The organism is Sphingobacterium siyangense, from assembly GCF_023277505.1.
Taxonomy (GTDB): Bacteria; Bacteroidota; Bacteroidia; order Sphingobacteriales; family Sphingobacteriaceae; genus Sphingobacterium; species Sphingobacterium siyangense.
Genome location: NZ_CP080574.1, coordinates 2,593,651 through 2,617,152, shown reverse-complemented (window position 1 = coordinate 2,617,152; position 23,502 = coordinate 2,593,651). Strand labels below are relative to the sequence as shown.

Genomic DNA, 23,502 nt, shown 5'->3' with positions numbered 1-23,502 from the left:
AATCAAAGTTATTATGTACCATTAATGAACTATTAACAAGAAATTAATAGCTTCCATAAATCTGTATAAAATGAAAAATTATTTATAAATACGTTTAATGTGCGTACAGTAATTTTGCTGTGTATTGAAAACAAATGCTGCACCAGTTTATTTATAAAGAAGTAATTGATCTGAGCGATCCGATGAGTTTTCTTTCGAAAAAAGAAAACAATACGTTCTAAATTCTGTATATTAAATGAACTCAATGGTCGATTTTTTTCTTGACTACAACTATTTCTTCTTTAGCGGAAGACCAAAGTTCCCTTGGGTAATCGTTATTTAATTCGAATAAATTAAACTAATATAAATCTCAATCCGATTTTCTATGAAAATTACGTTAACATTAACCCTTATCATGTTTGTACAAGTCCTATTTGGACAGAAGTCTTTAACGCCTCAATGGCAATCGGACACCACCCTAAGATCTCCAGAGTCCGTTTGGGTAGATGCAAAAAACAAAGTACTCTATGTTTCAAATACGATCGCCTTCGAACCTAATACTACGGCATTCATCAGTAAACTGGATATGGACGGAAAATTTATCAAAAGAGATTGGGTTACAGGACTCAATGCTGTTTTGGGTATAGGAATCCACAAAAACCGGCTCTACGCGGCTGAAGCATTCTCTAAATCCATTGCCGTCATCGATATAGATAAAGCAAGCATCGTCAAAAGAATTACCATTGATGGTGCTGAGCTGCTCAATGACATTACTGTTGACTCAAAGGGTATCGTTTATGTAAGTGATACGCGACTTGGAAAAATCTATCGCATTGAAAACGACTCTCCTATGCTGTATGCTGAAAACCTAAAAGGTGCAAATGGGTTGCTGGCTGTCGGCAAAGACTTGTATGTGCTATCGGATGGCGCGCTTGTTAAAATAGATCAGGATAAAAAAACTACCGTAATATCGAAAGGTATGGAAGGCGGATTGGACGGTGTCGTACAAATTAAACCCAACGAATTTGTAGTTTCTGGCTGGCAAGGACTGATCTACCATGTCAAACCTGACGGCTCCAATGCTATATTACTTGACACACGTGACAAAAAGATAAACGCTGCCGATATCGGATACGACAAATCTTCAGGTATGCTGTATGTGCCTACCGTTAGGAGTAACAGCGTTCAGGCTTACAAACTGGACTAGATGATTTAATGGATATACAGGCAGATGAAGCTTTCCACGTTTACCCCTTATACCAAGTCATTTAGAAAGGCTTTTTTGATTATTCCTTTTTTCGTTGTGATCGATGTATTTTGCGAGATTGTACAACCCCGTCTGATGTCTATCATTGTCGACGACGGAATCTTGCATAAAGATATCAACTACATTTTGAAAATTGGATTGGCCATGATCGGATTAGCGATCGTTGCTATCGTTGCCAATTTATGCAACATCTATTACTCTGCACACGCGTCGGTGGGTTTTGCGACGAATCTCCGGACGGCCTTGTTTCGAAAAATACAATCCTTTGCTTTTGCGGATACCGATTATTTCAGTTCGGCCTCGCTTACAACACGGCTCACCAACGATACCAATATGATGCAGCAAGTCATGATGATGTGCTTGCGTATGCTTCTAAGAGCACCCCTTATGATGGTTTTTGCTATCATCTTTGCAGTTTCTATTAATAAGGATCTGTCCATCGTGATGGCCATTGCATTGCCTATATTGGCCTTAAGTATTTTTATTTTATTACGCAAAGGACTCCCCTTTTTTATCAAGATGCAGCAGGCAGTTGACCGTGTCAATAGTGTTGTGCAGGAAAATCTACTCAATGTGCGGGTAGTAAAAGCTTTTGTACGACAGGATTTTGAGAAAAAGAAATTCGACAAAGTGAATTTCGATCTGATGGATGTTGCCACCAAAGCTTCGAGCATCGTTGTCCTTATCATGCCTGTCATGCAATTGGTGATGGGTTTGTCGCTTGTTGCCGTGACCTGGTTTGGCGGACAGAAAGTAATGACCGGAACGCTTGCGCTGGGTGGATTGATGTCATTTCTAAGTTATATCACGCAAATCCTTATTTCTTTGATGCTGCTTTCATTGACTTTCATGATGATTTCAAGGGCAATCGCTTCTGGCGATAGAATTGAAGAAGTTTTAGAGAAACAACCCTCCTTAACGGATACTGCGGAAGGCCTCCAAAATAGATATGCCATCACAGCGGGACGGATCGCATTTAAGCAAGTCACTTTCCGTTATAACTTACAAAGTGAAAAACCCAACCTTGACAATATTAGCTTCGAAGTAAAGCCTGCGACTACCCTAGCAATCATAGGTGGCACAGGTTCGGGAAAGAGCACTTTGGTACAATTAATTCCACGACTATATGATGTGTCTGAAGGTGCCGTTTTAGTAGATGGCATCGATGTCAGAAATTACCAACTACAGGAACTGCGCAGCCAGATTGCGATTGTGTTGCAGCAGAACCAACTTTTTTCAGGAACGATTTTAGAAAATCTCAAATGGGGAAATGAGCAGGCAACAGAAGAGGATATTTATGCCGCTGCTAGGATTGCCTGTGCAGACGATTTTATACGCTCCTTTCCCAGCGGCTATCAAACACTACTGGGACAAGGAGGCGTCAATGTTTCAGGAGGACAAAAACAACGCATATGTATTGCCAGGGCTTTATTGAAGAAACCTAAAATCTTGATTATGGACGACAGTACAAGTGCTGTGGACATCGATACCGATCGAAAAATACGTGAAGGTTTAAAAAATTATCTGCAGAACACCACACTATTGATTATCGCGCAGCGTATTTCGAGCGTCATGCATGCCGACCAAATATTGGTCATGGAAGAAGGCCGCATTGTCGGTTCTGGATCACACGATGTACTTCTGCAAACAAATACCAGCTATCAGGAAATTTATCAGTCACAACACCTGCAAAAAGAAGAAGCCTAATGAGTACCTCAAACAAATCCATTCCCGTGAGTTTACCTGGCCCCGGTAGTTCAAGACGCATTAAAAATGAAAAGCCTCAACAGGGATTTAAAGCTTTATGGAGATTGATGCGCTACCTTTCTTCGCAACGGCTGATGCTCCTGCTGATTTTAATTTCACTTTTGCTGGGAACTGCAGGGACACTGGCAGGCAACTACCTTTTACGGCCTGCGATCAACAATTATGTCCTCAAAAAAGATATTGTTGGTCTAGGACATATTGCCCTGGTCATGATCGGAATTTATATCGCTACAGGAATTTTCAACATGTTGCAATACCGACTGACCATAAAAGTGGCACAGAAAACGATTTCTAACCTCCGAAATGATCTGTTCGACCGCATGCAGTACCTCCCTTTGCAATTTTACGATACCCATCAGCATGGTGATCTGATGAGTCGCTTCACCAATGACATGGATACAGTAAGCGATGCCCTGAATAATAGTATCACACAGCTTTTAATCAGCTCAATTACTTTGTTGGGGACACTCGCCCTCATGCTGTATATCAGCCCTATCCTATCGATTATTGCATTGATCATGATTCCGCTGATGTTATATCTGGCGAAACTGATCATCAACAAGAGCAAGAGTTTTTTTGCCGCCAACCAAGCTGCGCTCGGTAATGCCAATGGCTATGTGGAGGAAATGATCAGCGGACAAAAGGTAGTGAAGGTTTTTGGACACGAAAACGCCGCCATCGAACAATTTGAGCAGCTTAATCAGGTACTGCGAGAAAAAGCAACAAAGGCCCAGTTTTATTCCGGAATGATGATGCCTTTGATGGCGAATATGAGCACCATTAACTACGCGCTGACTACCATCGCAGGTGGTATTCTAGTGATCACTCGTGGATTTGATTTAGGGGGGTTAACTGCATTTTTACAGTATGCACGGCAATTTGGACGACCTGTAAACGAGATTTCCAGCCAATATAACAGCTTACAGGCAGCTCTTGCGGGCGCAGAACGTATTTTTGCCGTTATTGACACTGCTCCTGAAAGTGAAACGATAGATCCATTGCCAATGCCGGTCCCGATTCAGGGCCAAGTGACACTATCGCATGTAAATTTTGGCTATGTACCCGAAAAACAGGTTTTATTTGATATTGACATCGATGTAAAACCAGGACAAAAGATCGCTTTCGTGGGTGAGACCGGCGCCGGCAAGTCGACAATTATCAATTTGCTACCTCGCTTTTACCCTTTGCTATCCGGGGATATTCTTTTAGACAAGACATCGATTTTTAAGTTGGATCGCAATGAACTGCGTAAAAAACTGTCTATCGTATTTCAGGACACCCATTTGTTTACCGATACGGTCATGGAAAACATCCGTTATGGCAGGCTCACCGCAACGGATGATGAAGTGATAGCGGCAGCAAAGCTTGCTGCCGCAGATAGCTTTATCATGCAACTGCCACAAGGGTATAAAACCGAATTGACCAATGACGGGGCCAATCTGAGTCAGGGACAGCGGCAGTTAATTAACATCGCCCGGGCAACTGTGGCCAACACGCCAATCTTAATATTGGATGAGGCGACCAGCTCAATCGATACACGCACAGAAATAGCTATTCAGGAAGGTATTGACCGTTTAATGCAAGACAAAACAAGCTTCGTCATTGCCCATAGACTCTCGACCATAAGGAATGCCGACGTAATCTGTCTGATCGAAAAAGGGAGAATCGCCGAGTTCGGTTCGCATGCAGAACTCTTAAAGCAAAAAGGTAAATATTATCGTTTGTATATGGGACAGTTTGACTGATCATTTCGAGGTTTTAATACGATACTCCTTTCATGAAAGAAGCCTTGTTTTGAAAAATACTGCAGCTTACGAAATACAAGTTCATCGATTTTCTGAAAGATGGCTACAACATTCTGACATTTGGATACATCTGCGGGCAACTTTACACAGAACTTTGTCTCAAGAAAAAAAAGATTATGAAAGTATTTATAACTGGAGCTTCGGGCTTCATAGGTTCAGCAGTCGTTCAAGAAATGATCGATGCGGGACATCAAGTAACTGGTTTAGCACGCTCAGAAAAATCAGCAGAGATAATCGCCAATTTGGGTGCTAAGGTAATCCGTGGCGATCTTCAGCACTTGGATATATTAAAACAAGCCGCTTCAAACACCGACGCCGTCATCCATACGGGGTTTTCCCACGATCTGATGTTTGCAAATGAATATGCAAAAGCTGCCGAAATTGATATCAATGCGATCAATGCCATGGGCGAAGTGCTGCTCGGTACACAAAAACCGCTTGTCGTTACAGCTGGAACCTTGGGTCTACCACTTGTCAACGGGTTCGTCACAGAGGAAAGCACACTCCTAAATTCACCGAGAGGTTCAGAACCTTCGGCAATGGCCCTGGCAGCAAAAGGTGTCCATGCTTCAGTGGTTCGCTTACCACCCTCTGTTCACGGCAGCAGTGATCTTGGCTTTATGGCAGGCTTCACATCAAGTCTGATCCAATTTGCGCGCAATCATGGTGTTTCGACCTATCCCTTAAATGGGGACAACCGTTGGCCAGCAGTTCATCGCTTAGACGCTGCAAAAGTTTTCTGCAAGGCGGCCGAGAAAGCCGAAATTGGGGCATTGTACAACGCTATTGGTGAAACTGGCATTAAAATCAGTGCAATTGCTGAACTGATCGGCACGAAATTACATTTGCCTGTTACTTCATTACGGGGTGAAGATATTGTCAAACATTTCCAATGGCTGAGCCATTTCATCACCTTCGATAGCCCGGCGACAAGTTTTGAGACACAGCAGCAATTAGATTGGTCGCCTACGCATATCGGTTTATTGGAAGATGTTCATCAGAATTATTTATAAATTTGTTATATGCCACAAAGTCGAACACAGCGTATAAAAACGATCAGTGAATTTCATCAATTAAGAGGTTTACCACAGCCTAAGCATCCATTGCTCAGTGTTGTGGACTATTCAAAGATGAAACGTTCTCCTTTGGATGATGCTTCGGCCTTATTGTTTGATTTTTATGTCATTTCCAATAAAAGAGGCATCACAGGCAAAATGCGCTATGGGCAGCAGCTCTTTGATTTTGACAACGGTGTACTCGGCTTTATGTCGCCCAATCAATTGCTGAAACTGGAAGAAAATGACGCTGTTGCCAACGTAAACCGAAGCGGGTGGATGTTGCTTATTCATCCGGACTTTTTATGGAATACCACATTGGCGAAAACCATTAAAGAGCATGAATTCTTCGATTATTCGGCAAATGAAGCTTTATTTCTTTCAGAAAGTGAAGAGAAAACACTAAACGATATTATTGGAAATATCCAACGGGAATATCGAGCAAATATGGACAAATTCAGCAAGAACATTATTGTATCAAACCTCGAAACATTGCTGAATTATTCGGAGCGTTTTTACAACCGACAATTCCTGACGCGAGAGAAAGCCAATCATCAGGTTTTAAATCGCCTGGAAGAACTGCTGAATGCTTATTTTTCTGCAGATGGTTTGGTCTCAAAGGGTCTTCCATCCGTTCAATATATCGCAGATAGCTTAAATATTTCCTCTAAGTATCTCAGCAGTTTGCTTAAAGTATTAACGGGGCAAAGTACCCAACAGCATATTCACGAAAAACTGATTGAAAAAGCAAAGGAGAAATTGTCAACAACGGCACTTTCTGTTAGTCAAATCGCCTATGAATTAGGCTTTGAACATTCACAGTCATTCAGCAAATTGTTTAAAACAAAAACCAAACTTTCGCCTCTGGAATTTCGAGCCGGATTTCACTAACGAAAACCATCGAATGACCATTGGATATGGGAGAAATGATCCATCTGGTCATGGACATTATAATTTAAGAGGTGAAGATCAAAAAAGAAACAGCAGACCGCACAATGTCTATTGCCAGTTCTGCTGTTTGAATCAAAAGTTATTTTTCTTTTTGATCTTTAACTGCATCCTTAATCGCTTTTGTCTCTTCGGTAGTCTTAGCACTTATTTGACCTTTATACTTATCAAATTCATCAGAGACCTTATCAGCCACATGGCCTACTGTCTCGCTAATTGAGGATGACACATGATCATACTCTTCTTTCACTCTATCGGCTACTTCTTCGTATGTATGTTTTGCCTGCTCTTTGAGATCCCTTGTCTTTGCCTTGATTTTCTTTCGCGTTTTTCTTCCACTATTCGGTGCCACCAATACCCCTACCAATGTACCAAGTGCCGCTCCCGCCACCATTGCCAGGAGTAATCCCGTTGAATTATTTTTTCCGCCGCACATCTTTAATTTTTTTAAACAATCGTAATTAAGCATATATTTCAAAATGATTATGTTGTTAAACTCTTACAAATTCTAACAATAAAAGCAAAAGATTAGTTTGTCATATTTTAAATAATGTACAACAAACTAGAGTACAGCATCACATGAACCGAAAGACGCTAAAGATGAGCATTCAGGAACGGCCTGGATCAAATAGCTCTACTGGACACGACTTTTTAGTTCTGCCCCCAATTTAGTGTTGATTTTCTTTTGTTTGAAGTATTGAAAAACGGCTGCAATAATAAAAAGCACAAAAAGGACAAGAAGGGTCTGTCCAATAATTGGATCATTTATATCCTTTGCCAAGGGGTGTCCGATTGGAACTCTGGTAAAGGTCTCATTAACGGTGGGCACCAGCGACAAGAAAAAACTGAATGACCATATAAAATTCTCAAAATACCGAGCCTTCGTACTACTTTTCTTTGTTGCGTGCAGCCAATAAGCCACCGCTACAAGAACCAAGATGAAGAGTGAAAAAACATGCCCGGCATTGAAGCCGCCCTGTTTCGAAATTCCTAATGCCGTAAGAGAAGTGATGACTGTCGCATAAAAATATAACTTCCCCGATAATACTTTAAGATTGATCTTGCCATAGCTGATAAATCCTAATAAAGCGCCTAAAAGTGCTGTAAGACCAATAACTGTGTGGAAAACTCCTAAACCTGATAAATTCATTTTTTCTATTTTTAACGTTGATAATTTCAAAAAAATGTTCCTGTAATGTAAGGTCGTTGTCAGGCTTTCACGGCACAATCCATGGAATAACAACCCTTTAATGGAACACTACAAAGTTGCAATAGAATAAGAAAAATGGTTTTTTGATTTCGTTCAAAGATTTGATATTTTAGTTCAAATAACAGGACTACAATCTTATTGGAGAAAACTTGATCCCCTCGATAAAAATGGAATACCATATACAAATGACCATTGGTTTTTAGTTGCTTTTAAGCTGTCGACGATAATTTGTTGGCGATATGTGGTATTTGTCACTAAAACTCTTTGTAAATGTTGCGAGGTCGTTAAATCCACAATTAAAGGCAATTTCGGAAACACGCTGATTGGAAACCAAAAGGAGCTCTGCCGCCTTTTCGAGCTTCTTATTTTTGATGTAGCTGGCAGGTGTATCATGATATAATTTGGCAAACTCTCTTTTAAATGAAGAAACACTCAGATTATTCTGTTCCGCAAGCTGCTCAATGGTCAATTGGGAAAAGAGATTGGCTTCAATGATCTGTTTAAACGAATAGGTACTTGAAGAAAAAAGCTGTGATAATATCACCCGTATGACCGACGCGTTTCTCGTTTGGGACAGGAGCAATATAATTTCTTTTAATTTGAGCACCAGTATATCCTCATTGATCAATGAGGGATTTTCAAAATAGAACAGCAAGCCTTCCACATATTTCTGGATCAGGAAATCATTGTCAATTTTTTCTTTTGATTGGTTTGAAATGATATTTTCGGGTTCAAGCAGCAACGAGGGTAACTCTCTATCGTAAACTTTCTTCAAGGTATCTGGATAAAAAGTGACAATTAACAGCTGACAATCTTGCGTTGGATTCACATCGTGGATTCGCTTTCCAGAATTAATACAATTCAGCAATAAGGAATAATGCTTCACAATAGTTAGCTCTTCGTCATTTGCTTGGTATTGCATCTCCCCTTCCAGCACATAGAGGAAGCAAGCCTGTTCCGCTACTGGAAATTCAAATGTAAATGGTGCCTTCAAAGCAATTTTTTGCATCATCGGTCTTCCAAATAGCTCATATTTTTTGTAATCATTTACCATTGTGCCGCTCAATTTCTCAAATTTAACGATTGAGTTCCGTATAATTAAAATGACGGTTGTGCAATAGAGTCTTATTTTCTAAATTTCCGTTAAAATAGATTCATCCAATCGATTTATTTTAAATTGGTTAAACACCTGTTGATATTAGTCTAAATTTACGTCTATTTTGACACCAAGATTCTTGCAGCTTGCCTTTAAAACATGATCTACCCAAATGCATAACATAGGCTGTTTTCCTGGTTTGTTTTGATCCCAGTCTTCTTTCCAGACAATGTCGATAGTTTTCCCGTGATAGTCTAAGTTTCCGAGGTAAAAATAATCCATTTTGCCCGCAGGTATCAGCGGCTGAAGCTGAAAGCTGTTGTGATGGGTAGCCTTAAAGCCAATGAGATCTGCTATGATCATGTCTGGATAGGTTGAATGAAAATAATCATTCTGTCCACCAAATTGCTCGCCATCACTTGGTATATACCATTCACCGATATTTGGGTGGGTATAACCGTGAAGTCGGGTAAGCTTCATAATTTGTTCGTACAGTGTCTCTTTGTCCTGCGCAGTGATTTGATTCTTATAATTTCTTAAATAGTTGCTGTATGCTTTATAGACGACCGAGTTTTGAAAAGGCCATCCTCTGCCGTTCCAGGCATAAGCCTGCTCATTGTAATAGGGGTGTTGCCTTTCGGCCGTGGTCATTCCTTTGTGGTTATTGAAACCTTTTTCAGAAGTAAACATCGCCCAAGCTACTTCATACTTTTTATTGTCCTCAGGCGGTATCATCTTGAAATACCAGGGGGTATAACCAACGGATTCCCGCACCCGCGCTTCGTAATCCCGTACACCATAGGCGTTGTCACCGGCAGTCAAGGTATTAAAAAAACCATCATCTGAATTCCAAAGTGTCCTGAGAAATTTCTGCTGTATTTCCTGGCTTCTGACCTTATAGTAATCTGCTTTCACCTTATTCGTAATCGAAGGATGTTGTTGCTGTTCCAGTCTATAGAGATTGTACAATGCGTTGGTATTTCCAAAGGAATAACTTCCAACGGATGGGCGCACCAAATAAAAATCAGGATAACCTTTGGTAAAGGCTAATGGAAAGTCCCTCGCTGCAGTCGTATTTGCCGCCTTGTCTGTCGTCCCCCAACCTAAATAGAGATCTCTCCATGTACTATCGGTATAAATAGCATAAGGTCCTTTACTTTCAATTAAGCCAAGTACCGCCGAAAGGCTGAATTCCATACCATCGTACAGATCCAGAATTTTGTACATGCCGTCGGTCTTCGCATTTGGATTTTTTACAGTGAATAGGCTATCCAAAAGGTGCTGATGGGTCTCCATTGCGGGAAGCATCTTTTGCGTCCAGGCCTGATCGGGATGAATTTTTAAAAATGATTCAATACCATCGACCATCCAGCTGGAAAAATGAACACTTTCGGGCCTGCTCAAATGGGTCAAAAAATTACCGTTTTCCCGTTGATTTATTTTGGAAGCTGATCCAAGCATAAAATATTCGGCATAAGATCGAAGGTATTTTGGATCACGAAGCCAACGTACATCGTAAAACTGATGCGCTGTTGGGCAGGTAATCGCTCCACTCAAGGATCCCCAGGCGGGATACCCGAAAAATTCTGTTATAACCCAATATTTCTTTGAATCATGTGGATCGTAATAATCCCGAAGATGCTTGCTGATCATCCACCAACGATAATTATACACGCGACTTAGGGTATCGTTGGAACTCTCAAAATACGGAATGTTATTGACCAAGAATTCTTTGTTGTTGGATTCGTCAAAAGCACCGTCCGATTTTGGCCGGTGCTCGTAAGCATTGAACTCCTTTATATTGTCTGTTAGGTTATTTTTTGCCACTTCCTTTAAACGATCAAGTTCATGGCGATATATCGACTCCTGCTTACCCGAAAATCCTCGATTACTCGAACAGGAAAAAAGAACACCTAGAACCAAAAAGGCTGTGCTGCTTAAAACAATAGATTTTAGAAAAACGGAGCGATGTTGTCTTTTCATGTGGCTATATGGAATAGAACGAATTTATAGTTGATCTGCTATAACTTAAAAATTAGTATTAACGTCCATCCGAAGGAATCAACAGGAGATTGATCGGCTTTCATCGCAGTAATTTTCTACAGGGCAATTCTTGATGAAGTTAAACACAAGATCTAATCCAAAGCTATAACAAACAAAGGCCTAATCAACAGAATTTTTATGACAATTAAGCATGGTGGAACAAATCGGCGCAAAATTGATACAATGTATCATATTGTACCAATTTGAGCTCATACTTTATCGTTCAAAATAGATAACAATACGCTTTATCGCGACCTGAAGTTCATTGTTTTTGGCCATACTCAGATCTATTAATTCGACAATGGTAAATTTTTTCCTGGATAAATTTTTCGATATTCCGGGCTTGAGCCTAAAATATTATGAAAGAGGGGGTATTTTTTTGCAAAAAACCAAATATTCCCATTTTCACATAAAAAAGTATCTTTTTCATATTCTTTCTACTGCTATTCTAAGTTACATTTGCCTCATAAGTAAACTTGACTCAAAAGAAGTAATTGCTGAAATGAATGGAGATGCCTATCTCATCATTTTAAATTTCTGAATTGATTCGATAAGAATACTGTAAAAAGAATCCTACAATACTACACTGAAAAACATTTTGTGGAACGATGCTGTCGTTCCACATTTTTAATCTATTAAATCGGTCTCCACCCAACCTTCTCCGGCAGCAACTTTAGCTTGCTCGCCGTCTTTTTCATACTTTAGTCCCCGGTAGTTCCTTCCGTTGTCATTTCAATTTTATGGATTGTACCGTCTGCACGGTAATTTAGGGTATCTATGCAAATCGAACGGCTAAAACTGCCTCCATCTGGGTTAATCCCCCCATTATGGTAAATGAAATACCATTGTTTTTTAAAAGGGACAATTGCTTGATGGTTCGTATTGCTATTGCCTGCTATTTCATTCAGAATCCCTTTATACACATAAGGACCGTCGATCTTATCGGCCATGGCATAAGCGATCTTCTCCGGAAATTCCGTGGCATAACTCAAATAATATTTTCCATTGTGCTTGTGAACCCACGGTGCTTCCGTAAAAGCCAATCCTTCAAAATTCAATTGCTTTACTTCGCCATCAATCTCAACCATATTTTCCTTGAGCTTTGCGTAGTAGCACTCACGGTTACCCCAGAAAATCCAGGCTTGGCCATCGTCATCAATAAAAACAGCCGGGTCGATACAGGCCCAAGAATGGGAAGAAGCAAAACAGTCCTTATTGGTCAATAACGGTTTCCCCAATGCATCTCTAAAGGGACCTTCGGGTCTATCTGCGACAGCAACACCTATTCCGGACCAATTAGAGCTGATGTACCAGTAATATTTTCCATTACGTTCGGTAACGTGTCCCGCAAATGCATCGCCGCTTTTTGCCCAGGTAAAATTACTTATTCTCAAAGACACTGGATATTCCGTCCAATTTTTTAAATCCGTTGTAGAATAAACAATCCAGTCTTTCATCTTATAGCCTTGCTGACCACCTGCAAAATCATGGCCTGCATACAACCAAAGTGTATCCCCCTTGACCATTGCTGCTGGATCAGCCGTAAAATGATGCTTAATAATCGGATTTCCCTTTGCGGTAAAACGATACCTGTCATCCACATCCTCTGGAGATAGTAATTCACCGGGTACACCACCCCATTTACTATTCAGAAGACGAGACTCTTCCTTGCTAATTGAAATCACACTTCCATGTCGCGGGTTAAAATTTTTACGCAAAGCCTCAGGTTTCGAGGAGAAATTAAAGAGATCATCTGTGCGCTGGAATTCATATCTTCCATTCGCATACAGATCATACATCAAGATATAATCGTCTGTTCCGTTCAGCTTAAAAAGACTCGATCCTTCGACAACAACAGAAGTGTCTGCATAGGCATCGAGATACCGGAAGTCTTCTTTCCATGGTCCTTTTAGGGATTTACTTGTCGCCTGCTGAATCCCATTTTTCACTTCTTTGCCCGCACCATCTTTTGTATTGCCCTTAAAGAAAAAATGGTATAAGCCATCTTTATAGACGATGTCGCCATCAATACCGCCAAATTTTGGACTAAACAATAAGGTAGGTTCCCTTTCAAATCCGCTAAAATCTTTATTCGCATAGGCTGCATAAAAATCAAGCTTATCGTTCTCATATGATTTCACCGTAAAATACACAAGGTATTTTTTCGCAACTGGATCATAGATCGTCTGTGGTGCCCATACCCATTTTACGTTTTTAAATTTTTTAGGGTATAATTTTGCCAGATCAACAGTATTGTGTTTCCAATCCGTCAGGTTATCAGATCGCATCAGAATAATACCAGGATTACTTCCCCAACCATTCTTGGCGGTAAACATATCAGTTGCGACCATATAAAATGACTTTTTGTCCTCTCCCCTAAGGATGTGCGGATCACGAATCCCTCCCGTTTGGGATATATCTGCGGATGACAAAATAGGTTTATTGTTATTTAATGCAACCCAGTTTTGCGCATCCTGACTCACTGCAAATCGCAATTGCTCTTGTGTATTTTTATCCCCCGAACCCTCAAAATAAGCAAAAAGATAACCCGCCGCCTTATCTGCATGGTATATTTTTTGCGCTATGACATTGGTAAAACTCATTAATGCAATACTCAATACCCCCATTTGTTTTAGTTTCATGTTTGATCAATTTTTAGGTTTTTCTAAATGTTCATTTGTCAAGCAAACCTTCTTTATTAAAACTTAACCATGGATTGTTTAATGCACAAATTCCAAATTATCTTGATCTCGAAAGGATATTCAACACGAATTTAAATTTGCTCAAAAACACTTTTCCACGAAGCTGTAGAAGAATACGATACGAGGCTTACTTTTATTAATGTCAAATATACATTTATTATTCAAATAGGCGGCATTTTTTATGACAAGTATCGTTTAAAACGGGACATTTTCCAAGGGTAAAAGTCTTGAATCCGAGATAGCTGCAATCCGATGCCCTATAATCTTCATATAAGCTGAATTTTGTTCAAATGAAAAAAAATCGGACACACTTTTCTGTTTAATCAGCATACAGATATCCCACTGTTCCTGATCGGGCCCTATCAGAAACCGGTCACCATGCCCAACAAAAAGTAGCTCACCGCCGCTTTCTTCCACAAAAGGCTTGGCTAGCTTTATATAATTCATAAAAGCATCGTATCCCGAAATTTCTTTGATTGGTGCAATCTCCGGAAAATTAGTATAGTCCGCGATTTTCCTCAACTGAATTAAATTGAGGTTTACAATAGGGCCTTGGATATTTTTCAATGCCAGATTCCTTCCTGCTTCATAACCGGGATACAAATACGTCTTTCTTGTCATATCAATAGATACTTGTTGTTTCACTCACTTTACTCTTCAACTCAGTTGCGGCGTGAAGTACGACTTTTTTATAATCAATGATTTTGTCGTTTTCAAATGGAATAATAACTGTATTTTCAAACAGGAAATTTCCCTCACCCAATCGGTTCCAATCCGCCTGCAAGTTTTTGTTGTCAAATTGCCCCATGTTTAACATAAATCTGATTCTGTTAGAAAGAGCCGTTAAATTCATGCTATCAGCGATATGTATTTTATTTTCGGCCCTGTTGTAAATTGTTAAAACTCCCATCAATGGTTTACTTTCCAAGAATTCGGCTTTCAATTGTTTTTTATCTATTTTGTTCATGTGCTTTTAAATTAAAATTATAAATCACCACCCAATGATTTCAATTGCGCAGCAAAAATAAGGAGATCTGTTACGGCCATTCCGTCCAATAGCTTATTGGCGATGTGCTCAGCTGTAACAGTAGCCTCTTTAAAAATTCGATCACCAGCCGCCGTAAGCTTCACATAACTGACCCGGGCATCTCTATCATTGTGCTCTTTTACAACTAGCCCCATCTTTTCCATGGGTGAAATAATCCGTGTAATCCCTGAGGCCGTTAAACCGGTACTTTCAGCCAGATCAATTCGCCGTAACCGGTTCCCGGAAGTCTGACTTAAAATATGTAGGATCATAAAGTCTGTCAGACTTAGTCCATGCAAGCTCAACCCATCAAACTTTTTGGTGATGACAGATTGAACTTTTATAATGTTCAAAATCGTATTAATTGCGGTCATATTATTATTTGCAAAATACTTGATTACTCAAGTATTTTGCAAATATAATAGTTTTATTTAAATGGTTGAACAAAATAAACAAAAGATTCTGCGAACGGGGTGGTTACACTAAAGCTCATTAATTCTATTTTCTTCACGGGAGAAGGAGGTTTGTATAAAACTACACTTAGGTGTAGCATTGATTGACATAATCTATAATATTTTTGGACAAATTCTAATCTATAAGAAGCAAGAGCCAACGATCTACATAACATGATAAGGATAGAATCCTCAAATATTAACAAATTTATTACCTATAGCATAGTATAAACATGACAAATTGCAAAAACTGTGGGACTGATATAACACTGAATTTCTGTCCGAAATGTGGGCAGCCAGCGGTCCTTAAAAGAATTGATGCGCATTATATCGTCCACGAAGTTGAACATGTCCTTCATTTCGAACGCGGAATCTTATATACGATTCGTGAACTTATTACCACACCAGGAAAAAATGTAAAAAAATATATTGCCGAAAACCGAAGCCGCCTGGTAAAACCCATTATTTTTATCATCATCACCTCACTGATATACTCTATAGTAAGCCATTTTTTTCATGTAAACGACAAATATGTGAGTTATTACGAATCCCAGCATTCTACCACGGGTTCGATATATCTCTGGATCCAAGACCACTATGGTTACGCTAATATCATGATAGGATTGTTTATCGCTTTCTGGGCTAAACTATTTTTTAATAAATACGGTTTTAATCTTTTTGAAATTGTCATCCTGCTGTGTTTTATTTTAGGAATGACGATGTTGATCTATACTATTTTTGCATTAGTAGAAGGTGTAACGCATACAAGCGTTATGGTGCAAGCTAGCATCGTCGCTATGTTATATAGCGTCTGGGCTATTGGACAATTTTTCGATCCCTACAAAATACCCAGTTATTTAAAAGCGCTCGCAGTTTATATTTTAGGGTATCTGTCATTTACTGTCGTCGTCGTTATTATTGGCCTATCGATTGACTTAATTTTAATGAAAAGATAGTTATCCACCCTTTTTCCTTGTGAGACCTAATTAAAAACCAGGTGGGTAAGTTTGCGCTGTAAACTTACCCACCATGTTACTAGTTGCCTGTTACAGATTATTTCTCAGATATCCCTGAAAGTTATCTTGAAACTGAAGGCCAATCCCCAACCTATGTTTACTTAATTTATTGTTGAGCGTAAGTCCCCATAATACAAATTCGGTCAGAAAATGGAGATCTTCGGGCTTCGTTTCCGGCTGGTATTGCTGAATTAAAGCGTGTATAGGTTTCACTTGATCCAAAACCTGCTCATACGTTGAATCGTTGAGTTCATCAGATAATTCGATCCCCTCTGATTCTGAAAACCAACGAACAATATCGTCGTAGGGATAACGTTCGTTTTCTCTTTCCAGTTTCTCAATTTTTGGGAATAAAATCGGAAAAAGGTTTTTAATCGCGTTTTCTATCAGCTGCAATGCGACGATACCCGCTCCCTCCTGTTCGCCTTCATAAACGAGCTCAACTTTACCGGTTATCGCAGGCACAATACCCATAAAATCACTCAGCCGTACTGTAGTTGCTTGCGCCCCACTTCTGAGCATGCGCAATTCAGCGGTGCTTAATAAGTTCTGAAATGCTGTAATGCTCATACGCGCACTTACGCCACTCTTTTCATCAACATATTCACTATTTCGTGCTTCAAAGCTTATCTGCTCAATCAGTTCCCTAGCCAGCTCAGGAACGTATATCTGCTCCTTCTGGGCCGCTTCCAAGTTCGCCTCCTGCGCTGTAATTGCCTTTGCTATCTCAACCGATGCAGGGTAATGTGTGAGTATCTGCGATCCTATGCGATCTTTCAGTGGCGTCACAATACTTCCTCTATTGGTATAATCCTCCGGATTTGCAGTAAATATAAATTGTACATCTAACGGTAAGCGTAACTTAAAACCACGGATCTGAATATCTCCCTCCTGCAATATATTGAAGAGAGCTACCTGGATTCTAGCTTGAAGATCAGGCAGCTCATTAATGACAAATATAGAACGGTTTGCCCGAGGAATCATACCAAAGTGAATCACGCGATCGTCTGCATAGCTCAGTTTTAAGTTTGCGGCTTTGATGGGATCTACATCACCAATCAAATCAGCGACCGTCACATCTGGCGTAGCCAGTTTCTCCGCAAAACGATCACCTCTACCAAGCCAGCTTATCGGTGTTTCATCGCCTTTCTCCTGCAGAAGTTCTAGCGCATAACGCGATATGGGGTTAAACGGATCATCATTAATCTCTGAACCTTGAACCACAGGCACATATTCATCCAATAAGTTGACCATGAGCCTAGCTAGACGTGTTTTCGCCTGACCGCGAAGGCCCAAGAAATTAATGTTGTGTTTGGAAAGAATTGCTCTCTCAAGTTCTGGAATAACGGTATCTTCATAACCATATACTCCATTAAACACGGTTTCACCCGCCTTTATTTTTGTAATCAGATTTTGACGCAATTCTTCTTTTATTGTTTTAGGTTTATAACCCGAAGTTTTTAATGCACCAAATGTTGTAATCTTCGTGTAATCCATATATTCTTATCGTATTCTTTTTTTTCGATTTTCTTCGTAATCCTCAAAAATCATTTCACCTAGATCCCCAAGTCCAGTGTAATAGGCCTTCCCTTGGTTTGAAGCTGTAAACTCGTCGACAAATTGCTGTAGATAAGGATCTGAAGCAATCATAAAGGTTGTAATTGGTATTCCCAGCTTTCGGGCTTGCGCAGCCATACTATAGCACTTGCTAGTGATAAAAGGATCCAAACCTATAGGATTTTTATAATAGGTACCGTCTGGCATATTTAAACAGCTCGGTTTTCCATCGGTTATCATAAATATTTGCTTATTCGCATGCCGTTTTCGCCTTAGCAAGTCCATCGCTAGCTTTAAGCCTGCGACCGTATTGGTATGAAATGGTCCAACTTGCAAATAAGGCAAGTCTTTTATCGCGATAGGCCATGCATCGTTTCCGAAAACAATGACGTCAAGTGAATCTTTCGGATATCGGGTCAAAATAAGTTCTGATAAAGCCATCGCTACTTTTTTTGCAGGAGTGATTCGATCCTCGCCGTATAAAATCATACTGTGGCTGATATCGATCATCAACACTGTACTCATCTGCGACTTAAACTGTGTATCTTCTACGACGAGATCATTTTCTGATAAGGCAAACTCGCCTATCCCATGATTGATCTGTGCGTTTTTCAAGCTCTCTGTCAAAACTATTTTCTCCAAGCCATCTCCGTACTGATAGTTTCTGAAATCGCCCATATTTTCGTCACTCCGTCCCTGGTGATTGGTTTTATGATTGCCTGATTTCCCTTTCCTCATTTTCCCAAAAATCTGGTCCAAGGCATGCTGACGTAAGGCTTTCTCCAGCTTTGAGGTAATATCTACGCCGCCTTCACCACCAAACTCCACTTTTTCTCTGATATAACCTTTATCTTTCAGATCCGCAATGAAATCGTCTATCGTATAGGCTGGAGTCGTCAGTTTAAACTCTTTATCCAATTGCCTAAGCCAGTCAATGGCTTCATCAAAATCACCAGAGGTATGGGTAATCAGTTCTTTGAAAATGTCAAATAATTTATCAAAAGGCGTTTGAAACGGCTCTTCATATTGTTTGAAGAGAAAACCTTTACTTCGTTTCGTGCTTTTCATGCATTCCTTTTATTAGTATGAGGAAGCTATCCAAATAGTGTATCGGATACTTCATAGTATGAATTTACGAAATAATAATTTTTGTGAGCACCGTATGTCCATTTAACTTTAAAAACTGGCTATAGTATGACGCACGAGCGACAACTTTCAATTAGGAATTAGTTTCAGACTTTTACGCTCTCCCAGTCAAAAGCCGCAAAGAATTGGTATTCCTTGCGGCTTTTTAATCCAGTTATTCTAAATACAAGAGAATTACCCCTGAAATAAGTACCCGTTAATAAAGCAGTTCCAACGTTGGCTTATTGGCGGTTGCTTCCCTGCTACTAAAAGACATATCATTTGTAGAAGAAGCCACAGCTGTATTTAAAAATAGAAAGGATACTTTACGATCAGTACCGGTAAGCAATCTGTTAATGGCCGAAGTGACGTCGACGGTCTGTAAACCTATCCCTGAAACAGAAATCTTACCGACAAGTACAGTATCCATTGGTGCATTGTTCCAATTAATGCTATTTTCCAACCAAGATGTCGTGGAGGTTGTATAAATATTAATAGTCCGTTGTGGTGCTGTATTCACTCCTGCAACATACATTTTTAATTTTGCCGAACTCACTTTAGGTGTAGTAATCATCGCAATATCAAATTTAGCGTATGCTTTACGCGCGTAAGATGTAGCGTCGGATTTGATGACAAGATCAGCTGTAGTTCCATAATTTGTACTCGCATAGATACCGTTACGGACATAGGCATCGGCAAGAGAACTTCCGGCATTGGCTACAACAGCATGCTGAAACGCTCCAACGTCTGGATTACCCAATGGCAACGCATTTCCAGCGAAATCCACACCCCCATTGTTACTTATAAATATACCAGCATTAAGGGCAGCCGAACCGGAACCGACATCATAACCTTTTGCAGCGTCAAGGCCGTTTCCACCAATTGGATTGACAAATACCGGATCTTCATAGAAATTGTTATTCCGCACGGTAGTTCCCCAGTTCAATGACGTAAATGTACTTGACGGAAATAAACAATTATTGTTAAACTTCAGTCCGTTATCGGCCTGAGTAGACAGACTACTAATGGTCGAGGTTGTGTAAAAAATATTATTTGAAAATGTTGCATAAGGCTTTCCTGAACTCACGCCATTCATGACGTTAAACAGGCTGGCGGTTGGATTTTTGATGTAGAATACATTATTATAAATCTCACGGGAATCGTATGTTGTTTTTTCGATCAAAAAGAGCTTCTTTAACCTTGTTGTACCGATATCGTTGACAGAAACGTTGTAGCGGACTTTAATATTCTTAGACTGGTTCATAAAAAGCATAAATCCGCCGTTATTATCATGCGAATAATTGTATTCGAAGATATCTCCATCGGTTACTGAATTGGTATCATAACCATCGGCATCGAACGCGACTCCATCGTTGGCCCCTCCGCCTGTCATACCGTAAACCTCATTATAAGCCACCAGCGTATTCAAACTGCCAATTGTCCAAATACCCGCATAATTTTCAGAGCCTGTGTTCATACATGCCTTATAGACCGTATTGTGTGTAATTTTACTTCCTCCCGTCACGCCAGACATAACGATACCGTCGCCGTAGATATATTCAATCAAATTGTTATCGATAATAATATCTTTTGATCTTGCTGCCATAGCCCTATCGCCAGTGGTCCTTATCCCTTCAACGGAACAGTTGGCGACATGACAACTTTGTACCAAAGCCCCGTATATTTTACCGTCTAAGATAATCCCGCCAGAGCTTTTGTTATAATTGGTCTGTCCATCGATAGCACCATTGACGTCATGAACATAACAATTTCTAATGGAGACATTGCTGATTGCTGTTCCTGCAGAACTACCTCCAATCACGCGGATTCCCGTGGCAGCATAACTTGTCCCGCTTGGGATTGTATTCGTCAGTTCGAGGTTATTTACTTCAAAATAAGATACTTTATTAAGGTATAGCGCATTTGATCCATTCCTCTTTCCACCGCCGTTGATAATCGGACGAACATCACCGCCATATTTATCTATGATAATGGGAGCTTCAGCCGTTCCCGAATTTTTCATATGCAAAGTGTCATTCCATACGCCACCGCTCTTGAATAAGATACGGTCGCCGGGGCCAAAAACCGATGTATTAATTTTGGCCAACGTTCTCCATGCTGTAGTTGTGCTCATTCCTGTGCTATCATCGTTTCCGCTGGGATCTATGTAGTAAGTATTGCCCACACTTGCCAGATTCGCCTTCGCTTTTGTTTTTAGGGATGTCGGAGAATCTAGTTGAACAGACTTTTGGCAGCTCAGTAGCCCAATGACTCCAATAGAAATCACCATCATAAATTTTCTCATAATGTTGTTTTTAGTTTTATAATTTGTTATAATTTTTACAGACATATTCTAATTCCGACGAATACGAATTTTATAATTTGATTAATAACATTAAATTATAAATAACTTATCAACCACAAGGGGTAAAATCACAAATAAAGAGGGGTAAAATTTTAAATTAGAACCTGAAATAGAAATTCAACATATTCTTTATAAAAGAATATGCCGCGTAGCAAAAAAACTAAGCAGCATATTCAATAAGTATTGAAACTGGATTGGTTTTTAATACTTATTTCCAGCCCGGATTTTGGACCAAATTTGGATTCTTATCTATCTCCGTTTGTGGAATTGGAAACCAGTAATTCTTTGCTGTAAATATACGCTTTTGATAAACTGAGCGTTTGAAAAATGCTTTGGGGTTAGATTCATTGTCATCCTTTTCTGTACCAGAAAAATTCATTCCATAGAAATTCCCATTTAACACAGCTTCACCAATTTTCCAGCGTCGCACATCACGATACCGGATACCCTCATTATTTAGTTCTACCCGACGCTCGTCTCGGATTGCTTTGCGCATCCCCTCCTGCGAAGATGGCACAGGTAAAGCATCTTTTCCCACACCATATTGTGGTACACCTGCGCGTACCCTTATCAAATTGACATACTTTAATATATCAGGATGATTAGCGTCGGACTCATTTAGTGCTTCGGCGTAGTTCAGATACACTTCGCCAAGCCGATAAAGTATTCCTGGTCTATAGGGATTTGTTCCATTGCGGGGGTCGTGATCTGGATGGACTTTCTTACGTACAAGATACCCATTTTGCGGGGCGTCATGTGTAGGTCCCCCATCCCAGTTACCACTATAAAATTCGGTTGTCCGATTTTCTCTTCTATACCAAGCACCATTATACAAAACCGAAATATAAAATCGTGGTTCACGATGGGTATACATATTATAGGTACCTTCCAAAGTCACCTTTCCATTTCCCTGAGATTCTGTCCAGCGTGTATTTCGCACTTCTGCCGTCTTTGAGAATCCTTTTTCCTGATATCCAGATAACGGGTCATCAATCCTCCGGCCATTCTCCATGAAAAAGGCATCCACTAAAGATTGTGTAATTCCCAGTCCTCCGTTTCCTCCAGTACCTCTTGGTTGTGCGTGCCTATCATATTCCCAGATATTGCAATCAGGGCGAGCAAAAAGAATCTCATCATTCCCATCTTGAGGTCGTCTAAACAACATATTTTGATACGAGAGAAACGGATCTATAGACCCATCAGCATTATATTCAATATATAATTTATGACCAGCTGATTCAGCTTTTTCCAATAGTAATTTTGAGGCCGCTGCCGCAGTTTTCCATTTATCTACACTATAGTTCCCATTGAATATGGTTTCTCCCTTATTATTTACAAAACCGGTGTATGCGGTATTACCATTGACTAATGGGCTTGCAGCAAATAGTAGAAGACGAGCTCTGACTGCCAAGCACATAATAGACGTCGCCCGACCATATTTCTGAGCGGCACTATATTTAACGGGTAAAATAGCAGACAAATCCAATAGCTCCTTTTCTGCCCATTGCACGACCTGATCAAATGGTGTCTGTCCAATCATCAATTCTTCGGCCGATGCATTCGGATCGGTCAATCCAAGATGGAACGGTATAGCACCATAGGTTTCCAGCAGAAGTGTATAATAATAAGCGATCATAAAGCGAGCCTCAGCTTTCATAAGATTTACCTCCTCCTCGGTCACCAACTGCGCAGGGTTTGGTTTTACATTGTCCAGAAAAATATAAGCTGAACGAATACGTTTGGGAAGTTCTACCCAATAATTAGGATCCCATGAGGTACTGGGATTCCAATTGCCGGTCTGCATCCCTATAACTGACCAGCCAAATTGCTCCCAGCCCGTAGACGGTGCCATATCATCCGAAAGTGGATCCCAGCCAAGTGTTCGCGTATTTCCCCAATATGGATCTGGTACATTGCTGTATATTCCTGCCAGCCAGTCCTCTGTTCTGGTTTTGTCTTTAAAAATCATATCTAAAGTAAGCTGATCATCAGGGCTCTTGTCCAAATATTTCGAACAAGAGGTCACTGTGGAACCCAGCGCAACAAGTAGTAATATACGGGTAACATTATATTTTATAGTCTTCATTG

At 40.1% G+C, this 23,502-nt stretch carries 18 protein-coding genes; 6 read left to right on the top strand and 12 right to left on the bottom strand.

Translation table 11 applies throughout. From position 1 onward, the window contains the following. Window positions 1–364 precede the first annotated feature (364 nt). The 5 genes from K2F45_RS10510 to K2F45_RS10490 all read left to right on the top strand — a co-directional run bounded on the left by K2F45_RS10510 (window position 365) and on the right by K2F45_RS10490 (window position 6,764). Entirely contained in the window at window positions 365–1,186 is an 822-nt protein-coding gene (locus K2F45_RS10510; protein ID WP_075992112.1) for an SMP-30/gluconolactonase/LRE family protein, read from the top strand. Between the two features lie 24 nt (window positions 1,187–1,210). Continuing rightward, window positions 1,211–2,953, top strand: a complete 1,743-nt coding sequence (locus tag K2F45_RS10505) for an ABC transporter ATP-binding protein (protein WP_248933507.1) — start codon at window positions 1,211–1,213, stop codon at window positions 2,951–2,953. After that, on the top strand, window positions 2,953–4,758 hold the full coding sequence (locus K2F45_RS10500) for an ABC transporter ATP-binding protein (protein ID WP_159728511.1): 1,806 nt from the start codon (window positions 2,953–2,955) through the stop codon (window positions 4,756–4,758). Before K2F45_RS10505 ends, K2F45_RS10500 begins: the two co-directional genes overlap by 1 nt. Before the next feature lie 176 nt (window positions 4,759–4,934). After that, window positions 4,935–5,831 (top strand): SDR family oxidoreductase, encoded by an 897-nt coding sequence (locus K2F45_RS10495; RefSeq protein WP_248933506.1) that lies wholly within the window; start codon window positions 4,935–4,937, stop codon window positions 5,829–5,831. Between the two features lie 9 nt (window positions 5,832–5,840). Then, complete coding sequence (locus tag K2F45_RS10490; RefSeq protein ID WP_075992108.1) at window positions 5,841–6,764, top strand: helix-turn-helix domain-containing protein; 924 nt, start codon at window positions 5,841–5,843, stop codon at window positions 6,762–6,764. 139 nt (window positions 6,765–6,903) lie between these two features. On the opposite strand, the gene K2F45_RS10485 is transcribed toward K2F45_RS10490, so the two are convergent. The 8 genes from K2F45_RS10485 to K2F45_RS10450 all read right to left on the bottom strand — a co-directional run bounded on the left by K2F45_RS10485 (window position 6,904) and on the right by K2F45_RS10450 (window position 15,273). Beyond that, window positions 6,904–7,257 carry a YtxH domain-containing protein gene (locus K2F45_RS10485; protein ID WP_248933505.1) on the bottom strand — a complete coding sequence of 118 codons (354 nt, stop codon included), beginning with the start codon at window positions 7,255–7,257 and terminating at the stop codon, window positions 6,904–6,906. 198 nt (window positions 7,258–7,455) lie between these two features. Further along, window positions 7,456–8,001: a hypothetical protein gene (locus K2F45_RS10480; protein WP_248933504.1), complete on the bottom strand. Its 546-nt coding sequence runs from the start codon at window positions 7,999–8,001 to the stop codon at window positions 7,456–7,458. Between the two features lie 229 nt (window positions 8,002–8,230). Continuing rightward, window positions 8,231–9,043, bottom strand: coding sequence for a helix-turn-helix domain-containing protein (locus tag K2F45_RS10475; protein WP_248933503.1), 813 nt, complete (start codon window positions 9,041–9,043; stop codon window positions 8,231–8,233). A gap of 186 nt (window positions 9,044–9,229) precedes the next feature. Then, window positions 9,230–11,110, bottom strand: a complete 1,881-nt coding sequence (locus tag K2F45_RS10470) for an MGH1-like glycoside hydrolase domain-containing protein (protein ID WP_248933502.1) — start codon at window positions 11,108–11,110, stop codon at window positions 9,230–9,232. A gap of 761 nt (window positions 11,111–11,871) precedes the next feature. Further along, window positions 11,872–13,812 carry a family 43 glycosylhydrolase gene (locus tag K2F45_RS10465; RefSeq protein ID WP_248933501.1) on the bottom strand — a complete coding sequence of 647 codons (1,941 nt, stop codon included), beginning with the start codon at window positions 13,810–13,812 and terminating at the stop codon, window positions 11,872–11,874. A 255-nt stretch (window positions 13,813–14,067) separates the two neighbouring features. Next, a complete protein-coding gene (locus K2F45_RS10460; protein ID WP_075992096.1) occupies window positions 14,068–14,493 on the bottom strand; it encodes a DUF1330 domain-containing protein in 426 nt (141 codons plus the stop codon). Window position 14,494: 1 nt separating this feature from the next. After that, a complete protein-coding gene (locus K2F45_RS10455; RefSeq protein WP_075992095.1) occupies window positions 14,495–14,839 on the bottom strand; it encodes a GIY-YIG nuclease family protein in 345 nt (114 codons plus the stop codon). Window positions 14,840–14,856: 17 nt separating this feature from the next. Continuing rightward, window positions 14,857–15,273 carry a MarR family winged helix-turn-helix transcriptional regulator gene (locus K2F45_RS10450; protein WP_075992094.1) on the bottom strand — a complete coding sequence of 139 codons (417 nt, stop codon included), beginning with the start codon at window positions 15,271–15,273 and terminating at the stop codon, window positions 14,857–14,859. Window positions 15,274–15,584: 311 nt separating this feature from the next. Here K2F45_RS10450 and K2F45_RS10445 point away from each other — a divergent pair, with 311 nt between their 5' ends. Continuing rightward, a complete protein-coding gene (locus K2F45_RS10445; RefSeq protein WP_075992093.1) occupies window positions 15,585–16,307 on the top strand; it encodes a DUF3667 domain-containing protein in 723 nt (240 codons plus the stop codon). 90 nt (window positions 16,308–16,397) lie between these two features. Here the strand turns inward: K2F45_RS10445 and K2F45_RS10440 are convergent, their stop codons facing one another. The 4 genes from K2F45_RS10440 to K2F45_RS10425 all read right to left on the bottom strand — a co-directional run bounded on the left by K2F45_RS10440 (window position 16,398) and on the right by K2F45_RS10425 (window position 23,500). Continuing rightward, window positions 16,398–17,864, bottom strand: coding sequence for a sigma 54-interacting transcriptional regulator (locus tag K2F45_RS10440; protein ID WP_248933500.1), 1,467 nt, complete (start codon window positions 17,862–17,864; stop codon window positions 16,398–16,400). A 6-nt stretch (window positions 17,865–17,870) separates the two neighbouring features. Continuing rightward, a complete protein-coding gene (locus K2F45_RS10435; protein ID WP_075992092.1) occupies window positions 17,871–18,992 on the bottom strand; it encodes a vWA domain-containing protein in 1,122 nt (373 codons plus the stop codon). A gap of 274 nt (window positions 18,993–19,266) precedes the next feature. Next, window positions 19,267–21,354 carry a CBM96 family carbohydrate-binding protein gene (locus K2F45_RS10430; RefSeq protein WP_075992091.1) on the bottom strand — a complete coding sequence of 696 codons (2,088 nt, stop codon included), beginning with the start codon at window positions 21,352–21,354 and terminating at the stop codon, window positions 19,267–19,269. A gap of 268 nt (window positions 21,355–21,622) precedes the next feature. After that, window positions 21,623–23,500, bottom strand: coding sequence for a RagB/SusD family nutrient uptake outer membrane protein (locus tag K2F45_RS10425; protein ID WP_075992090.1), 1,878 nt, complete (start codon window positions 23,498–23,500; stop codon window positions 21,623–21,625). Window positions 23,501–23,502: the final 2 nt, after the last annotated feature.